Source organism: Ruegeria sp. J8, from assembly GCF_056531925.1.
The window spans coordinates 278,856-294,863 of sequence record NZ_JBQFMR010000002.1 but is presented as its reverse complement, the minus strand read 5'-3'; the positions used below and the strand labels follow the sequence as shown (position 1 = coordinate 294,863).

At 57.6% G+C, this 16,008-nt stretch carries 18 protein-coding genes; 11 read left to right on the top strand and 7 right to left on the bottom strand.

What is annotated here, in order from left to right:
• Positions 1-259 precede the first annotated feature (259 nt).
• Together ACR0L1_RS04960 and tig are read left to right on the top strand one after the other, a co-directional pair.
• Positions 260-1,384, top strand: coding sequence for a porin (locus ACR0L1_RS04960; RefSeq protein WP_170770470.1), 1,125 nt, complete (start codon positions 260-262; stop codon positions 1,382-1,384).
• A 184-nt stretch (positions 1,385-1,568) separates the two neighbouring features.
• Positions 1,569-2,900, top strand: coding sequence for a trigger factor (gene tig, locus ACR0L1_RS04955; protein WP_170782635.1), 1,332 nt, complete (start codon positions 1,569-1,571; stop codon positions 2,898-2,900).
• A 93-nt stretch (positions 2,901-2,993) separates the two neighbouring features.
• Here tig and ACR0L1_RS04950 read toward each other — a convergent pair whose 3' ends face one another.
• From ACR0L1_RS04950 to rpsF, 6 genes are all read right to left on the bottom strand, one after another.
• Entirely contained in the window at positions 2,994-3,851 is an 858-nt protein-coding gene (locus ACR0L1_RS04950) for an acyl-homoserine-lactone synthase (RefSeq protein WP_480857458.1), read from the bottom strand.
• Positions 3,852-3,948: 97 nt separating this feature from the next.
• Complete coding sequence (locus ACR0L1_RS04945) at positions 3,949-4,650, bottom strand: LuxR family transcriptional regulator (RefSeq protein WP_170782633.1); 702 nt, start codon at positions 4,648-4,650, stop codon at positions 3,949-3,951.
• A 175-nt stretch (positions 4,651-4,825) separates the two neighbouring features.
• Complete coding sequence (locus ACR0L1_RS04940; protein WP_170770479.1) at positions 4,826-5,302, bottom strand: transglycosylase SLT domain-containing protein; 477 nt, start codon at positions 5,300-5,302, stop codon at positions 4,826-4,828.
• A gap of 152 nt (positions 5,303-5,454) precedes the next feature.
• Positions 5,455-6,078, bottom strand: a complete 624-nt coding sequence (rplI, locus tag ACR0L1_RS04935; RefSeq protein WP_480857456.1) for a 50S ribosomal protein L9 — start codon at positions 6,076-6,078, stop codon at positions 5,455-5,457.
• A 12-nt stretch (positions 6,079-6,090) separates the two neighbouring features.
• Positions 6,091-6,318 (bottom strand): 30S ribosomal protein S18, encoded by a 228-nt coding sequence (gene rpsR, locus ACR0L1_RS04930; protein WP_005608650.1) that lies wholly within the window; start codon positions 6,316-6,318, stop codon positions 6,091-6,093.
• A gap of 27 nt (positions 6,319-6,345) precedes the next feature.
• Complete coding sequence (rpsF, locus tag ACR0L1_RS04925; RefSeq protein ID WP_170354526.1) at positions 6,346-6,699, bottom strand: 30S ribosomal protein S6; 354 nt, start codon at positions 6,697-6,699, stop codon at positions 6,346-6,348.
• Between the two features lie 285 nt (positions 6,700-6,984).
• On the opposite strand from rpsF, the gene ACR0L1_RS04920 reads away from it, so the two are divergent.
• The gene (locus ACR0L1_RS04920; RefSeq protein ID WP_170770483.1) at positions 6,985-7,503 is read left to right on the top strand and encodes a hypothetical protein; all 519 of its coding nucleotides are present in this window, start codon (positions 6,985-6,987) and stop codon (positions 7,501-7,503) included.
• A gap of 126 nt (positions 7,504-7,629) precedes the next feature.
• Positions 7,630-8,202, top strand: a complete 573-nt coding sequence (locus ACR0L1_RS04915) for a YceI family protein (protein ID WP_170770485.1) — start codon at positions 7,630-7,632, stop codon at positions 8,200-8,202.
• 68 nt (positions 8,203-8,270) lie between these two features.
• On the opposite strand, the gene ACR0L1_RS04910 is transcribed toward ACR0L1_RS04915, so the two are convergent.
• Positions 8,271-9,497, bottom strand: coding sequence for a cytochrome b/b6 domain-containing protein (locus tag ACR0L1_RS04910; RefSeq protein ID WP_480857453.1), 1,227 nt, complete (start codon positions 9,495-9,497; stop codon positions 8,271-8,273).
• A gap of 171 nt (positions 9,498-9,668) precedes the next feature.
• Here ACR0L1_RS04910 and fabD point away from each other — a divergent pair, with 171 nt between their 5' ends.
• From fabD to mltG, 7 genes are all read left to right on the top strand, one after another.
• Complete coding sequence (gene fabD, locus ACR0L1_RS04905) at positions 9,669-10,607, top strand: ACP S-malonyltransferase (protein ID WP_480857451.1); 939 nt, start codon at positions 9,669-9,671, stop codon at positions 10,605-10,607.
• Between the two features lie 41 nt (positions 10,608-10,648).
• Positions 10,649-11,386, top strand: a complete 738-nt coding sequence (gene fabG, locus ACR0L1_RS04900; protein ID WP_480857449.1) for a 3-oxoacyl-[acyl-carrier-protein] reductase — start codon at positions 10,649-10,651, stop codon at positions 11,384-11,386.
• Between the two features lie 208 nt (positions 11,387-11,594).
• Positions 11,595-11,828 carry an acyl carrier protein gene (locus ACR0L1_RS04895; protein ID WP_008756330.1) on the top strand — a complete coding sequence of 78 codons (234 nt, stop codon included), beginning with the start codon at positions 11,595-11,597 and terminating at the stop codon, positions 11,826-11,828.
• Positions 11,829-11,969: 141 nt separating this feature from the next.
• The gene (locus ACR0L1_RS04890) at positions 11,970-12,509 is read left to right on the top strand and encodes a GNAT family N-acetyltransferase (RefSeq protein WP_480502566.1); all 540 of its coding nucleotides are present in this window, start codon (positions 11,970-11,972) and stop codon (positions 12,507-12,509) included.
• Positions 12,510-12,627: 118 nt separating this feature from the next.
• Positions 12,628-13,371, top strand: a complete 744-nt coding sequence (locus ACR0L1_RS04885; protein WP_170782627.1) for a 1-(5-phosphoribosyl)-5-[(5-phosphoribosylamino)methylideneamino]imidazole-4-carboxamide isomerase — start codon at positions 12,628-12,630, stop codon at positions 13,369-13,371.
• 185 nt (positions 13,372-13,556) lie between these two features.
• Entirely contained in the window at positions 13,557-14,822 is a 1,266-nt protein-coding gene (gene fabF / locus ACR0L1_RS04880) for a beta-ketoacyl-ACP synthase II (protein ID WP_170770498.1), read from the top strand.
• Positions 14,823-15,983 (top strand): endolytic transglycosylase MltG, encoded by a 1,161-nt coding sequence (gene mltG, locus ACR0L1_RS04875; protein ID WP_480502565.1) that lies wholly within the window; start codon positions 14,823-14,825, stop codon positions 15,981-15,983.
• Positions 15,984-16,008: the final 25 nt, after the last annotated feature.

The following is a 16,008-nucleotide window of genomic DNA, read 5'->3' as shown; positions in this document are numbered from 1 at the left end:
TGCTGCACTGGTAATGGCCGTCTGAAGGGTGAAGCTGACCAATTGACAATTGTGTCTGTGCCTTGGGACGAACCAACCTGGAAGCAAGGGAAGGTTTTGCGAGAAGTAAGAATTTAAAAAGAAGCCAGATTTCGAGGACGCGGTGTGAGGTACGTTACGGAAGGCAATAGGCATCACTTGTGCGTTCAGCGCCCGTCCTAGGCAGGTAGAAGACAAAAAATTGAGCAGCGCCAAAACAGTTTTTCTCATGGTGACTGAAATGACCCAGAATTTTAGAATTCATTCTCTGGCTGCAGTGTTGGCCGTAACGACTGCCGTTCCGGCAATGGCGCAATTGCGATACGACAATAACAGCGGCGGCTATGTCGAGCTCTACGGCCAGATTCACCCGGTCATCGTCTCGGTAGATGACGGGGAAGAAACGGAAACCCGTTTGCTCGACAATGATCTGTCGAACAGCCGTGTGGGGCTTCGCCTGATGCAGCCCTATGGCAGCAACGAGTTCACGTTCCGGTTTGAAACCGGATTGGGGCTGCCCAGCACCGGTTCGGCCAATCAGGACGGCACCAATAATGATGGCTGGTCGCGCGAAGATATTCGCCACGTCGATTTCGCCCTGAAAGGCAGCTATGGCAAATTCTCGGCAGGGCAGGGCAGCATGGCGTCCGATGGCGCGGCTGAGGTTGATCTGTCCTATGTTGGCACTGTGCTGTATTCGTTCACCAATGACGAGAACGGTGCCTTTTTCTATCGCCAGCCCGACGGGATACTGAGCGACATCACGGTTGGAGATTCCGCCAGCAACTTTGACGGGGCGCGGCGCGGGCGTATCCGTTATGACACGCCTAGTTACAATGGGTTCTCGGGCGCTATCGCCTATGGTCAAAATATTTTGTCCAGCAGTGACGACGACGATTATTATGATATTGCAGTATCTTACGGAAACACCTTCACAAATGGGATCGAGTTTGCGGCCACAATCGCCTATGCGGTGCGCGACTTTGATGATGGGTCAGGTGAACGTCGGGATACGATCGGATCGGCCTCGGTGCTGCTGCCGAGCGGGTTCAGTTTCACGGCGGCTCTGGGGACGCGGGACAATACCTCTGACGGGGCTAGCGATCCGGATTATTGGTACACAAAGATCGCCTATGAGACCGATTGGGTGTCTTGGGGGCAAACCGGTATCGGGATCGACTATTTCGACGGATCCGATTTCCAGAATGAAGGATCAAGCACCAAATCCTGGGGCATCGCGGTTGTGCAGCGGATCGACAGCATCAACACGGATGCCTATCTGAAATACCGCCGCCACGATTTTGACGATATGGTCGATTTCGACGAGAACGAAGCCTGGGCTCTGGGCGCGCGCTGGCGGTTCTGAGACGACAGTTGCAGCCAACAATAAACGCTCCGGCCCAGTCCGGGGCGTTTTTTCTTCAAATCCGCGGCAAAACAAGGCTGATCGGGCAGTTGCCCCTTGCACGTTGGGGGCAGGGCAAATAGAAGGCCTCAAATTTGCCCGGCGCGCCGTTTTGCGCGCCCCGAATCCTATGGGGACTACCATAATGCAGGTTACCGAGACGCTGAACGAAGGTCTGAAACGCGGTTACAATATTGTCGTTTCCGCAGCTGAGCTGGACGACAAAGTGAATGAAAAACTGGTCGAGGCACAGCCGGAAATCGAAATGAAAGGTTTCCGCAAAGGCAAAGTGCCGATGGCGCTGCTGAAAAAGCAGTTCGGCCAGCGCCTGCTGGGTGAAGCGATGCAGGAAAGCATCGACGGTGCGATGAATAAGCACTTTGAGGATAGCGGCGACCGTCCCGCGCTGCAGCCCGAGGTCAAGATGACCAACGAGGACTGGAAAGAAGGCGACGACGTCCATGTCGAGATGTCCTATGAGGCGCTGCCTGCCATTCCTGAAGTTGACCTGAAATCGGTCGAACTGGAAAAGCTGGTCGTCAAAGCCGACGACGCGGCGATCGAAGAAGCGTTGAACAACCTGGCTGAAACCGCGCAGGATTTCAAAGCGCGCCGTAAAGGCTCGAAAGCCAAGGACGGTGATCAGGTCGTGATCGACTTCGTTGGCAAAGTAGACGGCGAAGAATTCGAAGGCGGTTCGGCCGAGGACTACCCGCTGGTTCTGGGCTCGAATAGCTTCATCCCCGGCTTTGAAGAACAGCTGGTTGGCGTGAAAGCCGAAGAGGAAAAAGACGTCAACGTCACTTTCCCGACCGAATACGGTGCCGAGCATCTGGCCGGTAAGGAAGCTGTTTTCACCTGCACCGTCAAAGAAGTGAAAGAGCCTGTCGCCGCCGAGATCAACGACGAGTTGGCCACCAAATTCGGTGCCGAAGATCTGGATGCGCTGAAGGGTCAGATTTCGGAGCGTCTGGAAGCCGAATACAACGGCGCATCGCGGGCCGTGATGAAGCGCGCTCTGCTGGACGTGCTGGATGAGAAAGTGTCGTTCGACCTGCCACCGTCGCTGGTAGAAGCCGAAGCCAAGCAAATCGCGCACCAGCTGTGGCACGAGGAAAACCCCGATGTCGAAGGTCACGATCACGACCCGATCGAGCCCACGGACGAGCACAACAAACTGGCCGAGCGCCGCGTGCGTCTGGGTCTGCTGTTGGCGGAGCTGGGCCAGAAGGCCGAGGTTGAAGTCACCGATGCAGAGATGACTCAGGCGATCATGAATCAGGCGCGTCAGTACCCTGGTCAAGAACGTCAGTTCTTTGAGTTCGTGCAGCAGAATGCCCAGATGCAGCAGCAACTGCGCGCGCCGATCTTCGAGGACAAAGTCATCGACTATATCGTCGAGCTGGCTCAGGTTGCTGACAAGGAAGTTAGCAAAGACGACTTGCAAAAAGCTGTTGAGGCGCTGGACGAGGAATAATCCTTTGTCGCCCGCGTAGCCGGGCAAAAGAATACGGAGCCGCCTGATAAAGGCGGCTCCGACTAAGTGGCTCTAACTTCTGAGGTGAGGGGGTCAGGCCCCATGAGCTAGAGCACGGGGGGAACGCATCAGGGCTATCTTCTGCTCGGGTGTGAACTTGTCCGAGAGTTCTTCTATCAAGCGCAATACGGCATTGACCTCTTCCTGGGTGGTTGCGGCGCTCATTTGTTCTACGAAGTATTTTTCCATTTGAATCAGTGGCTTGTGATCGAAGTTTGCGGGTTTGGGTTGTGGTTTGACGTTGGACTTGGCGAAAAGCTGGAGCGCTTGTTCGTCGGTCAGAAACACGTCATGGGCGATGCCAGCATAGTCGCGAATTCCTGAAATACGCTCGTCCGAGCAATCCATGAGGGCGGCCATCGCCACCACTTTCCCCATGGGTTTCGCGGTGCCCAGATAGTCATAAGGCGCGTTCCCGGATCGTTGCAGGACGCGGTTCATCACCGGGTCGATAACAGCGATCGAGTCCAGCACTCCGGCTGTCTTGGCGTATTCGAACGAACCGATCATGACTTCGCTGGTGACATAGGAGACCGAATTCTCACCCCTCCCGCGCCCCAACTTTTTAGTGTCGACACAAAACCGGGTTGCCTCCCAAATCTGGGCGCTGCGCACAGGCGGCTCGCCATCCAGGATCGCGTTAAACACATCGGCCAGCATATGAGGCCCTGTGGTCTGCAGCAGACGCATACAGCCAACGACGTTCCCCTCGTCGTTCAGACTGACCACGTGTGCAGGATTGAGCGTATCGAACCTGTCGATCTCTCGCCCGTCCTGGATGTTTACGTCCCATCCCAAGCGGTCGCCGAAGACCCGTGCGCGCAGTTGATACATCTCATCCAAGATGTCTTTGAATTTGTGTTGGTTCATCCCATCAATCACGATGATCATGTTCCATCCCCCTACAGATTGGTTACCGTGAACAGAGGATTAACAAAGTTGTGATCTGAGACTATTAGGGGATTCCCGTAGAATTTTAGTTTTTTTGTTAACCGGGAGCTATCAGGCCGAGACTAACGGCCCGTCCGATCGCCTGCGGCGTGGTCAATGCGCCTAGTTTTTCCCGCCCTGACCGCATATGCACTTCGACGGTCCGGTGCGAGATGGACAGGATATCACCGATATCCTGCTGAGATTTACCTACGGCCGCCCATTGAAGGATCTCTTTCTCGCGCGTTGACAGGGCAGGTAGGTATAGTGCTTTGCCCAACAAACCCGACTGCATGACCGTGTCATGGGCGTGTACGGCGGCAAGTTGCAGGTCCCCCATCACGTGCCGCTTGAGCTTGTCCCATTCGTCGTCCGAGCAGTCACGCGTTACGTTCAGCAGCCCGCATTCGCCGTAAGGGCCGCGCACCGGAACCGAAAGACCTCGGGTCGTGATGCCAAAGTCATGGGCGTCCCGAAACACGGTGTGGAACTTGTCATCATGGTTAAAGCGACCCCAGTCTACGGGGGCGATACTGAGCACGGATTGATACAAAGTCGGGTCAAATTTATGAAAACCCTGCGTACCATAGTGAATCTTCCATTCGTCAGGATAGTTCGCGTAGCCTTGAACATCTCCCTTTACGGGGTTGAATGTTGCATAGGATGCGTAATCAAAGCCAAGCTCGGAACAAACCGCGTCAATTATGTCAGCGGCTGACTTTTCCTCGTGGTCGATAGCGGCCAAGTCGATCAGCTTCAACTTTTCAACCTTTACGGAGGTTAACCTCGGTTCAGAGGTTAACGGCGTTAATGTTCAGTAAATCTTACGAGGCGTAAGGCAGCGCGCAAGCAGTTTGTTCACATGTGTAGTGTTATTATCCGCCATTCGCGACGTCATAACGCATTAATACAAGGTTTTCGGCAGCCTCGGAGGGCTATTCGGGAACCAACCCTGTTTCAACCAACAATCCGCGTGCTTTTGCCTCGGGCCAGTAGCCTTTGGCATAGAGAAAGATCGCGCGTTGCTGATCGCCGTCGGACAGCAGCCATGCGCCGCGCAGGTACTTGCCGGCAAATTCCAAATTGGTGTCGGCGTCGAGGAGCCCCTGCGGATCGCCCTGGTAGCCCATGGACCGTGCAGTGGCCGGAAGGATTTGCAGCAGCCCGTAATAGGGTCGGTTCACGGCCCAGGGGCGATGCGTACTTTCGCGAATAGCCAGTTTGTGCACCAGCTCGCGCGGCAATTCGTAGTGATCGGCCCATTTATTGATCGATGCCCGCAGCTCGGGCGTTTCGTTCGGGTAAAGCGGGGGATCAAAGGCCGCACGCGTCGGTGTGTCGGGGGTGCCGCAAGCCACCAGCGGCGCGGCAAGAAGAAGGGCTAAGACACTGCGGCGCGGAATCTGAGTCATCAAGGGCTCCGGAATTTTGGACTAAATACTAGGAAACTTGTCTCTGGCCGCAAGGGTAGCTGGAAATTCAGGCTGAATTATGCCGCCCAGTTCGTGCATGAAAAAAGGCCGCCCAAAATGGCGCGGCCTTTTCGAAGTTCGCAGGTTGAAGGTTACGCTTTCGCGTCTTCTTCTTCCGCAGCCGGTGCTTCTTCGGCAATCAGGTCTTCGTCGTCAGACGCGGCGGAACCGATATCGTCGAACAGCTCGGCGATTTCGAATTCTGCGGCGGCTTCTTCTTCAGCGGCCAGTTCCTGGATCGATTTACCCGAAGCTTGCAGTTCGGCTTCTTCTTCCGAACGGGCGACGTTCATCTTGATTTCAACTTCGACCTCGGGGTGCAGTTTGACTGCCAGCGAATGCAGACCCAGCTCCTTAATCGGTGCGATCAGGGCGATCTGTTTCTTGTCGACGGTGAAGCCAGCTTCGGTCGCGGCCTCTGCAGCGTCACGCGGAGTGACCGAGCCGTACAGAGCACCGGCATCCGACGCCGAGCGAATCACGATGAACTGCTGACCGTCCAGCTTTTCAGCCAGTGCTTCAGCTTCTTTCTTGGTTTCCAGATTGTGCGCTTCAAGCTGCGCCTTGCGGGCTTCGAACGAGGCGATGTTCGACTCGGACGCGCTCAGAGCTTTGCCTTGGGGCAGCAGGAAGTTGCGGGCGTAGCCGGGCTTGACGTCAACGACGTCGCCCATCTGACCCAGTTTCGCAACGCGTTCCAGCAGGATAACTTGCATATCAGTCTCTCCTTACTTCACGGCGTAGGGCAGCAGGGCGAGGAAGCGGGCGCGCTTGATAGCACGGGCCAGTTCACGCTGCTTTTTCGCCGAAACGGCGGTGATGCGCGAGGGAACGATCTTGCCACGCTCAGAGATGTAGCGCTGCAGCAGACGAGTGTCTTTATAGTCGATCTTCGGCGCGTTCTCGCCCGAGAACGGGCAGACCTTGCGGCGGCGGAAAAATGGTTTTGCGGCCATGGTTTATGTCCTTTCGTCAGGCGTTGATCAGCGGCGCTCGCGGCGGCCTTCGCGCTCGTCGCGCTTCTGCATCTGGACCGAGGGGCCCTCGGCATGTTCGTCGACCTTGATGGTCAGAACGCGCATGACGTCTTCGTGCAGGCGCATCAAGCGCTCCATTTCCTGAACCGCGCCAGCAGGCGAGTCGGTTTTCAGGAAGGCATAGTGGCCTTTGCGGTTTTTGTTGATCTTGTAGGCCATCGTCTTGACACCCCAGTACTCGCTTTCGACGACGTTGCCGCCGTTGTCAGCCAGAACAGTGCCGAAATGTTCGACAAGGCTTTCTGCCTGCGCGTTGGACAGATCCTGACGCGCGATCATTACATGCTCATACAGTGGCATGTGCACTCCTGTTTATATCAAGGCGCATTTCATAGGCGGGGCCGTTTGGTCCTTCGCGACCCTGCCACGAGAGGCTGCGCGATTCATGTGATTAGCGAAGGATGGCCCCGTATACACGTTTATGGCGGCGGGGCAAGACCTGACACACGTGCCTTGGTGAAGTCCTGCTATTTCCTTTGCACCGCCCAATTCCTGACGCTTTTCAAGTCGATCTTGAATTTCATACCGGGGACAGACCGGACACACCGGACCCACGACGGCAACCTGAGAAACAGGGTGAGAGAAATGACCGCGATGAATACGAATACACTTGAACAGTCGGCGACCGGCGCGCGTTTTGAGAAATCCGTTCCAGTTCTGATCACATTCGCTCCGAACTGGAAAGTGCGCATGATTTTGGCGCGCATGGTTGGTGCCTTTCTGATCGTGATGTCCTTTTCCATGTGGCTGGCACCGGGTTCGGCCATGGCCGCCGAAGTTTGGCCGATCAAGATGGCAGCGTCGCTTGCTTTCCTGATCGTTGGTGTCAGTCTGCTGACCATTCAGATGCTGGACTCGCGTCCCGATGCCTATTTTGACCCGATCCGTCGCGAAGTCCGCGTTCTGCAAAAGAACGAAAACGGCCGCCCGCAAACGGTTCTGCGCCGCAGCTATGACACGCTAGGCGGTGCCAAATTCAGCGATGATCAAGTCGAACTGTTTGATGTCGATGGCAGCCTGCTGATGAAGCTGCCCCTGCAGTCGGCGGATGTCAGCCGAGCGCTCAAGGGTCAATTGAGTGGAAGTGTAACAATCTTCGCCTGAATTTTATTCTGTTCATATAGGAACAGAAGTTGTGAGCGAATAAAGCTTGTGTGCCGCCCCTTGGCGGCACATTTTCGTTACCGAGCAACCCAACAGGTTTGCATCCACAACATTGCGGAGTTTGTCATGAAACCCATCCTTCTTGCTGCTGCACTGGCCGTGTCGGCGACTTCGGCGTTTGCAAGTGCCGAGAAATACGTTCTGGACCCAAGCCACAGCCAGGTCATTTTCAACTATAACCACCTTGGTTTTTCGACCACCTATGGCATGTTCTCGGGCTTTGAAGGCGAGATCCTGTTCGACAAGGAAAACCCGGCTGCGTCCAGCGTGACGGTTTCGATGCCCGTTATCGAGATGTTCACGGGCTGGAAACCGCGCGAAGATCACTTCATGACCGAAGACTTTTTCGGAGCCGCTGAAGGCGATCTTGTCACCTTCACGTCCACCAGCATCGAAGTGACAGGCGAGAACACCGCCAATATCACCGGCGATTTGACCATGAATGGTGTAACCAAATCGGTCGTACTGGACGCCAAGCTGAACCAGGCGGGTGAGCATCCGATGGCAGGCAAGCCGTGGGCTGGCTTCGACGCGACGACCACTCTGATCCGCAGCGATTTCGATCTGGGTCAGTTCGCACCCTTCGTGGGTGACGAGGTTAATGTTCAGATCTCGGTCGAGGCGCAGAAAGCCGAGTAAATAAGGCTACTATTCTAGAATCGAAACCGCCGGAGCTTTTTGCCTCGGCGGTTTTCGTTTGTTCGCCGCTATTCACCGCGCGTAGCAGTCAGCTCGACGCTTACAGTGACTGCGAAGCCCAGTGAAGCTTCGGTGGGTTGCGATGTGCCCACATCGAAATCCATGCGGTTCAACTCCAATTCACCAGAAACCGTCGCGGTGTCACCTTGCAAATCCAGAGTGAACGGCAGCACAAGGTCCAAGGACTTGTCGCGGATGGTCAAGGGGCCGCGTGCCTCATACCCGGTTTCGGTTTTGAATAGATCTGCCTTAAACAGCGCCGTGGGATATTGTGCGCTGTCGAAAAAATCCGCGCCCATAGCTTGATCACTGACCGTGCCTAGGCTGAGCGACGGGATTGAGATCGTCACCTCGACCGAACCGGCCAAACCGGGCTCGGCGGGCTCATCAAAGGCTATGGCGGCCGTCCAGTCCTGGAAGCTACCGGTGACTGGGCTACCCAGCTGGTTGATGGTAAGGCCCAGAGTTCCTTCCTGAACCTGCCAGTCCGATTGGACTTCGGCCAGTGCCGTGGCTTCGCCCTGAGCGTAAGAGTGATGGCTGAACGCGCCGATGCCCCAGCCGCCGACCAAAACCGCACCCCAGACGACGAGCGCGGCAAGCGCGGGTGTCTTCGAATGGTGTTGGGCCGGGGGCTCGGGGGCCTGGGCTGAGCCAGGCAGCATACGCCGCAATGTGCTGTCTTTGTCGATGACGTGGTGTTTCAGCGCCCCGGCAATATGCAGCACAAGCGCGCCACCTAGGGTCCAGACGAACAGCCAGTGCAGGCTGGCGGTGAATTCGGCCAGATGCTGGGATTTGGGGACTAGCGGCAGGTTTTGACCAAAGGGCCAAAGGATCGGCGCGAACCCTTCGGCTGCGGCGTGGTGTATCCAGCCGGTCAGCGGTGCCAGCACCAACGAGCCGTAAAGCAGCCAATGCACGGTTTCGGCAGCAAAGGCCTCGGGCTTATTGTCGGCGTTCAGTAGGCCGGGTTTGGTTTGGGTCAGGGCCCAGAGAATGCGAGCAAGGGCTACGAAATAGACGGCAACGCCCAATGTTTTGTGCAGTGAGAATAGGCGCGCCGCGCGGGTGATGTCATCCTCGGTCGTCGGGATGTTCGGGTCATAAATGGCCTGCGCCAGATCATTGGCGAAATAGCCCAGCGGAAAGGCGGTGAAGATCAGCAGGGCGGTCAGCCAGTGGAAGGTCTTGGTGACGCTGCCATAGCTGGAAAACGTGTTGGTCGAGGGCATCGGGTGCTCCGGCGAAAAGATGGTTGGGTTCAACCTATCGCCGTGAGGGCAGGACTCAAGGGCGCAGGGCGCACAGATACGGTGCCTTTGTGCAGAGATCAGGCAATGCTTGTGCCGCGCGATCACACAGTTTACACCCCGCCGCAACCTAACGTCATCCAAGAGGTTGCAATGACACGCGCATTTGTTTTCCCGGGGCAAGGCGCCCAGACCATCGGAATGGGCAAAGCTCTGGCCGAGGCTTACCCCGCTGCTCAGGCGGTGTTCGACGAAGTGGACGAAGCCCTGGGCGAAAAGCTGAGCGGCCTGATTTGGGACGGCGATATTGCTGAATTGACCCTGACCCAAAACGCACAACCTGCGTTGATGGCAACGTCAATGGCGGCAATGAGGGCGCTGGAGGCCGAGGGCGTCTCAGTCACCGATGCAGCCTTTGTGGCCGGGCATTCGCTGGGGGAATATTCCGCGCTGGCCGCTTCTGGTGCGCTGTCGGTTGCAGATACTGCGCGTCTTCTGCGCACCCGTGGTCAGGCGATGCAAAGCGCCGTGCCGGTGGGCGAAGGTGCGATGGCGGCGATCCTTGGGTTGAACCTTGAGGCCGTGCGTGCCGTGGCGGACGAGGCCGCGCAAGGTGAGGTTTGTCAGGCTGCAAACGACAATGACCCTACGCAGGTTGTGGTCTCGGGCGCGAAGGCTGCTGTGGAACGTGCGGCCGAGATTGCCAAGGAAAAGGGCGCCAAGCGGGCCGTCATGCTGCCTGTCAGCGCGCCTTTCCATTGTGCGCTGATGCAGCCTGCTGCCGACGTGATGGCCGAAGCTTTGGCAGGGGTTGAAATCAAAGCGCCTGCCGTGCCGCTGATTGCCAATGTACGCGCCGAAGCAGTCAGTGACCCCGATCTGATCCGACAGTTGCTGGTCGAGCAGGTCACCGGCTCGGTCCGCTGGCGCGAAAGCGTGCAGTATATGGCCGCGCAGGGCGTGACCGAAACGTGGGAGATCGGGGCAGGGAAAGCTCTGTCCGGGATGATCCGCAAAATCGACCGTTCGATCGCGGGTAAAGCTGTCGGCACGCCAGATGACGTGCAGAATGTGACACAAGCCGAATCGTAAGACACCGCGCGTCGCGTGGCACGTAGCTAAAGGATAAGAGAATGTTTGATTTGACAGGTAAGAACGCACTGATCACCGGTGCCTCGGGCGGGATCGGTGGTGAGATCGCGCGCTCTCTGCACGCTGCCGGTGCTACGGTGGCGCTTTCCGGCACACGGATTGAACCGCTTGAGGCGCTGGCCGCTGAGTTGGGCGACCGTGCCCACGTGCTGCCCTGTAACCTGAGCGACCCTGAGGCTGTGGCCGCACTGCCCAAGCAGGCGGCGGATGCGATGGGGTCGGTCGATATTCTGGTCAACAACGCGGGTATCACCCGCGACAACCTGTTCATGCGTATGTCGGATGACGAATGGCAGAGCGTAATCGACGTCAACATGACCTCGACCGCGAAACTTTGCAAAGGCGTGCTGCGCGGCATGATGAAGGCGCGTTGGGGTCGGATCATCAACATCTCGTCCGTGGTGGGCGCGACGGGCAACCCCGGTCAGGCGAATTATGCGGCGTCCAAAGCGGGGATGGTCGGGATGACCAAGTCGCTGGCATACGAGGTTGCAAGTCGCGGAATCACGGCCAATGCGGTGGCTCCGGGCTTTATCACTACGGCGATGACCGACACGCTGACCGACGATCAGAAGGCGGGCATTCTGGGTCAGGTCCCGGCCGGACGTATGGGGGATGCATCGGAAATTGCTGCGGCAGTTCTGTATCTTGCCAGCCCCGAGGCCGGATATGTGACCGGAACCACCTTGCATGTAAACGGCGGTATGGCCATGTTGTGACCACCTGTCGGGGCAGGCGCGAAAGCGTTTGCCTTGGGCGTTGTCTGTGCTATAGGCGGCGCATCAATTCGGGGGTCGGCCATAGGGTCGGCCTTCTAGTTTCCCGGCAATCGGGAACCCAAACCGCCCAGACGGGCACATCAAGGCCAGCCTGAGCGGGCAAGGGCAGAACCGGGCACTATGCCCTGAAATGGAATGAGGAATAGACATGAGCGACGTCGCAGATCGCGTTAAGAAGATCGTTGTTGAGCACCTGGGTGTTGAAGAAGACAAAGTAGCGGAAAACGCTTCCTTCATCGACGATCTGGGCGCAGACAGCCTGGACACCGTTGAGCTGGTCATGGCCTTCGAAGAAGAGTTCGGCATCGAGATCCCTGATGACGCAGCCGAGACCATCCAGACCTTTGGCGACGCCGTCAAATTCATCTCTGAAGCGTCCTAAGACCTTCGAAATCTTATGAAAGCGGCGCTTCCGGGCAACGGAGGCGCCGTTTTTTATGGCCTGACGCGTATTCAGGCTTGTCAGATGTCCAATTCGCACGCACGCTTTCCGCTGAGGCAAAAATTTCAGAGCGGGCAGGGCATGATACGATCCACCCCGATGATAAACACGGCACGCTTGACGCTTTGCGCCATGCGGCCTGAGGATTTCAACCGGTTCGCCGAGATCTGGCGTAACCCGTGTGTCGTGCGGCATATTGGCGGCAAACCGCGATCGCGTGGCGAAGCGTGGGATTCGTTTTTGCGCAATGCCGGGCATTGGCAGATGGCCGGGTTTGGTCAGTGGGCAGTGATTCAGCAATCGAATCGGCAGATGATTGGGCAGGCCGGCTTTTTCTATGGCAACCGTGCGTTGGGCGAGGATTTTGACAGTTTTCCCGAGGCAGGTTGGGTTCTGGCCCCCGAGGCACAGGGACAGGGCATGGGGCTTGAGGCCGCTCAGGCCGCGCATGACTGGTTTGACCGCATCATGCCGGGGCCATTGGTTGCAATGATAAATTCCGAAAATGAGACTTCGCAAAGATTGGCGGAAAAACTGGGGTACCAGCCTCTGCGCGACTGCGATTATCAAGGAACTGCGGTAAAATTGATGCGTCGAACAGGTCCACCTACACGTCACTGATCCCCGTGCTGCGATGCCGCAAAATGCCCGTGGTTTGCCGAAACTGGTTGCCGCACGGGTAATTTCTTCGGCTATGATACTGGTGTATAGCACAAGGATTGAGCGGAGGATCGGGCTCATGAGGATTTACCCCACGATGGAATTGCAGAACGGCCGGTGTGTCACACTGGACAAGGGCCGCCTGGACGAAGCTATGATCTGGCACGTGAACCCTGCCGAAACAGCCCGTAGCTGGGCTGCCGCAGGGGCGGAATGGATGCACCTGACGGACTTCGACGCCATCGAAGGGCGTGATACTAATGCGGAATTGGTCGAAGAGATCATCCGCTCGGCCGAGATCCCGGTGCAGTTGGCGGGCGGCATGCGCACCCGTGAGCAGGTCGAACATTGGATCGACAAGGGCGCGGGTCGGATCGTCATCGGTACATTGGCCGCCTGGGACCCAAATCTGGTAAAAGAGCTGGCAAAGCTGTATCCGGATCAGATCGTTCTGGCGGTCGATGTCTGGCAAGGTCACGTGATGACCGAAGGTTGGCGCAGCCAAAGCGCATTTACCGCCGAAGCTTATATCGAAGCCTTCGCCGATACTCCGTTTGCCGCAATTCTGGTGACAGATATCGACAGCGACATGGAAGATGTCGAGGCGCAGTTGGGTCTGATCTCGGGGGTTGCTGAGAAATCGCGCACGCCTGTCATAGCCAGCGGTGTTGTACGCACGGCCGACGATATCTCGCGCCTGGCCTATATACCAAACATTTCGGGAGCGATTGTAGGGCGGGCGTTGTTCCGCAAGACGCTGGAGCTGTCGGATGCACTGGCTGTGGCCTCGACCGCACATGAGCCGGTGGCCGAATTCCAGTAAAATCACTTCCATCATGAATTTGCCGCCCTCTTAAACGACCTGAGGGGGCGGTTTTTGTTTTTCGGTGTCTGTGCGACGCACATGATGATAACTGGTTCTGGGCTGAATGCGCCCTTGCTCTTGCCCCCGGCCCCTACGCCGGGGTATGAGCGTTTCTTAAACACGAAGCAGGCAAGAGGCATTTCATGCGCAGAGTCGTTGTAACCGGTCTGGGATTGGTCACTCCGTTGGCCAGCGGGGTCGAGGAAACCTGGTCGCGGCTGTTGGACGGAGAATCCGGTGCGGGCCCGATCACTCAGTTTGATGCCGAAGGCAGTGGGGTCACGACGACCTATGCCTGCGAGGTTCCACGCGGTGATGGCACGAACGGAACGTTCAACCCCGACGATTGGATGTCGCCGAAAGAACAGCGCAAGATTGAGGACTTTATCCTGTACTCGATTGCGGCTGCCGATATGGCCTGCGAAGACGCTGGCTGGATGCCTGAAGATGAAGAAGCGCGCTTGAGCACGGGTGTTCTGATAGGCTCGGGTATTGGTGGGCTTGGGTCTATCGCGGATACCGCCAATCTGATCCGTGACAAGGGCCCCCGCCGTGTGTCGCCCTTCTTTATTCCTGGCGCGCTGATCAATCTGGCCTCGGGTCAGGTGTCGATCCGTCGCGGGTTCAAAGGGCCGAACCATTCGGTCGTGACTGCTTGCTCGACCGGTGCCCATGCAATTGGCGATGCAAGCCGTATCATTCGTGCAGGCGATGCGGATGTCATGGTTGCGGGCGGCGGCGAAGGCTGCATCTGTGAGATCGGAATTGCCGGGTTCAACGCGTGCAAGGCATTGTCGACCAAATATGCCGATGATCCCAAGAAAGCCAGCCGCCCTTATGACATCGACCGCGACGGCTTCGTCATGGGCGAAGGTGCGGGCATTGTCGTGCTGGAAGAATATGAACACGCCAAGGCGCGGGGGGCGAAGATTTACGCCGAGGTGCTGGGCTATGGCATGTCCGGTGACGCCTATCACATCACGGCTCCATCCGAGGATGGTGACGGGGCCGAGCGCTCGATGAAAGCCGCGCTACGCAGCGCCGGGCTGGAGCCGAAAGATCTGGACTATATCAACGCGCATGGCACCTCGACCATGGCGGATACGATCGAACTGGGCGCGGTCGAACGCCTGCTGGGCGATCACGCGGCGAATGCGACCATGACCTCGACCAAATCGGCGACCGGCCACCTGCTGGGCGCGGCGGGCGCAATCGAGGCGATCTTCTCGATCCTGGCAATCCGCGATCAGGTTGCACCGCCTACGATCAACCTGGACAACCCGGCTGTCGAGACGCCGATTGACCTCGCCCCCAACGCCAAGCGCGAGCGTGAGATCAACGTGGCCCTGTCGAATTCTTTTGGGTTCGGTGGTACCAATGCCAGCGTGATCTTCGGAAAGGTCAGTTAAATGTGGCGGGCCCTTGCATCGAACATGCTGACCGTTTTGGTGGTTGGCTTGTTCCTGATGGGTGGTCTGATCTTGTGGGGGCAATCCCGTTACAAAAACGCGGGCCCGCTTGAAACTGCGATCTGCCTTCAGGTCCAGCGCGGTTCGAACATGGGTGCGGTCAGCCAACAGCTGCAAGAGCAAGGCGCCATCACCAGCGCCGTGCTGTTTCGGATGGCGGCAGACTATACCGACAAGGCCCCCCAGCTTAAGGCTGGCAGCTTTCTGGTGCGCGAAGGCGCGTCGATGGAACAGATCATAGATGAGATCACCAGCAGCGGTGCCAGCACCTGCGGGTCGGAGATCGAATATCGCATCGGCGTCACCCGAATTCAGACCCGCGTGCGCGAGCTGAACCCGGCGACGCTGGATTTTGATGAGATTGCGACTTTTGATGTGACCTCGGACGAGGTGCCTGCCGCCTATACCGATAAACGCGAAGATGCGGATACGCGCTATCGTGTTTCGGTGGCCGAGGGTGTGACCTCGTGGCAGGTGGTCGAAGGGCTGAAGCAGATCGACGCGTTGACGGGCGAGGTGGCTGAGATACCCGCCGAGGGGATGTTGGCGCCTGACAGCTACGACATTGCGCGCGGAGCCGACCGGACCGCCGTGCTGAAGGGGATGCAGGACAAGCAGCAACTTCGGATCAACGCGATCTGGGAAAGCCGTCAGGATGATCTGCCGATCTCAAACCCCGAAGAGATGTTGATTCTGGCTTCGATCATCGAAAAGGAAACCGGCGTCCCGCATGAGCGTGGGCAAGTGGCCAGCGTCTTCGTGAACCGGTTGGAGCGGGGTATGAAACTGCAAACGGACCCGACGGTTATCTATGGCGTGACCGAGGGCAAGGGCACGCTAGGGCGTGGCTTGCGCCGCAGTGAACTGCGCCGCGCAACACCTTGGAATACCTATGTGATTGACGGTCTACCACCGACCCCGATTGCCAATCCGGGGCTGGCCAGTCTTGAGGCCGCCGTGGCACCGGAGGAGACAAACTTTGTGTTCTTCGTCGCGGATGGAACTGGTGGGCACGCTTTTGCCGAAACGCTGGACGAGCACAATCGAAACGTCGCCAAGTGGCGCGAGATTGAGGCCGAGAGAAACAGTTCGGGCAACTAAGAAAAAAGGGCCGCGTCGAAATCGC

What these genes read in the sequence shown, in the direction of transcription:
- rplI (WP_480857456.1), bottom strand. Translation starts at nt 6,078, where the DNA reads ATGCAAGTTATCCTGCTGGAACGCGTTGCGAAACTGGGTCAGATGGGC.
- ACR0L1_RS04960 (WP_170770470.1), top strand. Translation starts at nt 260, where the DNA reads ATGACCCAGAATTTTAGAATTCATTCTCTGGCTGCAGTGTTGGCCGTA.
- rpsR (WP_005608650.1), bottom strand. Translation starts at nt 6,318, where the DNA reads ATGGCCGCAAAACCATTTTTCCGCCGCCGCAAGGTCTGCCCGTTCTCG.
- ACR0L1_RS04915 (WP_170770485.1), top strand. Translation starts at nt 7,630, where the DNA reads ATGAAACCCATCCTTCTTGCTGCTGCACTGGCCGTGTCGGCGACTTCG.
- ACR0L1_RS04920 (WP_170770483.1), top strand. Translation starts at nt 6,985, where the DNA reads ATGACCGCGATGAATACGAATACACTTGAACAGTCGGCGACCGGCGCG.
- mltG (WP_480502565.1), top strand. Translation starts at nt 14,823, where the DNA reads ATGTGGCGGGCCCTTGCATCGAACATGCTGACCGTTTTGGTGGTTGGC.
- ACR0L1_RS04950 (WP_480857458.1), bottom strand. Translation starts at nt 3,851, where the DNA reads ATGATCATCGTGATTGATGGGATGAACCAACACAAATTCAAAGACATC.
- tig (WP_170782635.1), top strand. Translation starts at nt 1,569, where the DNA reads ATGCAGGTTACCGAGACGCTGAACGAAGGTCTGAAACGCGGTTACAAT.
- rpsF (WP_170354526.1), bottom strand. Translation starts at nt 6,699, where the DNA reads ATGCCACTGTATGAGCATGTAATGATCGCGCGTCAGGATCTGTCCAAC.
- ACR0L1_RS04890 (WP_480502566.1), top strand. Translation starts at nt 11,970, where the DNA reads ATGATACGATCCACCCCGATGATAAACACGGCACGCTTGACGCTTTGC.
- fabD (WP_480857451.1), top strand. Translation starts at nt 9,669, where the DNA reads ATGACACGCGCATTTGTTTTCCCGGGGCAAGGCGCCCAGACCATCGGA.
- fabF (WP_170770498.1), top strand. Translation starts at nt 13,557, where the DNA reads ATGCGCAGAGTCGTTGTAACCGGTCTGGGATTGGTCACTCCGTTGGCC.
- ACR0L1_RS04940 (WP_170770479.1), bottom strand. Translation starts at nt 5,302, where the DNA reads ATGACTCAGATTCCGCGCCGCAGTGTCTTAGCCCTTCTTCTTGCCGCG.
- ACR0L1_RS04885 (WP_170782627.1), top strand. Translation starts at nt 12,628, where the DNA reads ATGAGGATTTACCCCACGATGGAATTGCAGAACGGCCGGTGTGTCACA.
- fabG (WP_480857449.1), top strand. Translation starts at nt 10,649, where the DNA reads ATGTTTGATTTGACAGGTAAGAACGCACTGATCACCGGTGCCTCGGGC.
- ACR0L1_RS04910 (WP_480857453.1), bottom strand. Translation starts at nt 9,497, where the DNA reads ATGCCCTCGACCAACACGTTTTCCAGCTATGGCAGCGTCACCAAGACC.
- ACR0L1_RS04895 (WP_008756330.1), top strand. Translation starts at nt 11,595, where the DNA reads ATGAGCGACGTCGCAGATCGCGTTAAGAAGATCGTTGTTGAGCACCTG.